Genomic DNA, 685 nt, shown 5'->3' with positions numbered 1-685 from the left:
CGACCTATGGCGCCCCTATCAGGGATGCGCTGGTGGCGCTGTGGGAGGCCTCGGATCGGATCTGCGGCAAGCGGCTCCGGGTAATGATTCCGACGTTGCTGCCTTCGCTGGAGCGGCATGGCCGGCTCAAGCTCGACCAGGCGGATCGGGCGTTGGTGCTCGGCGTCAGCGCAGCCACGATTGATCGCCTGCCGGTCGAGACCAAGACGGCCGCGGCCGGCGGTAAGCGCCGGCGGGTCGGCTTTTATTCGGCGGTACGGCGTGAAGTTCCGATCCGGACGTTCAACGACTGGCACGATCCGCCGCCGGGGTTCTGCGAGGTGGACATGGTGGCTCATGGCGGCACATCTGTAGCTGGCTCGTTCATTCAGACATTGACGATGGTCGATGTCGCCACTGGTTGGACCGAGTGCGTGCCGCTAGTGACGCGGGAGGGCGGGCTCGTCGTGCGGGCCATGGAGCGCGCACAGAACCTGTTTCCCTGGCTCATTCGCGGCGCCGATTTTGACAACGACAGCGCGTTCATGAACGACGTCGTCGTGCCCTGGTGCCGCGCGCAAAAGATCGAGGTGACACGTTCGCGCGCCTACAAGAAGAACGATCAGGCTTTCGTCGAGCAGAAGAACGGCGCGGTCGTCCGGCGACTCGTGGGATACGGTCGCTTCGATGGTGTCGAGACGACGCG

General features: G+C 64.8%; 1 protein-coding gene. It reads left to right on the top strand.

Annotated features, from left to right (window positions below; all coding sequences use genetic code 11):
• A partial coding sequence (locus AC5ZGW_RS46705; protein WP_496114205.1) for an integrase catalytic domain-containing protein occupies positions 1-685 on the top strand: 685 nt, incomplete at both ends.

This window comes from Bradyrhizobium sp. Crot121 (genome assembly GCF_059512385.1).
Note: the sequence above shows the minus strand (reverse complement) of the source record. Positions and strands in the feature narration are given on the sequence as shown.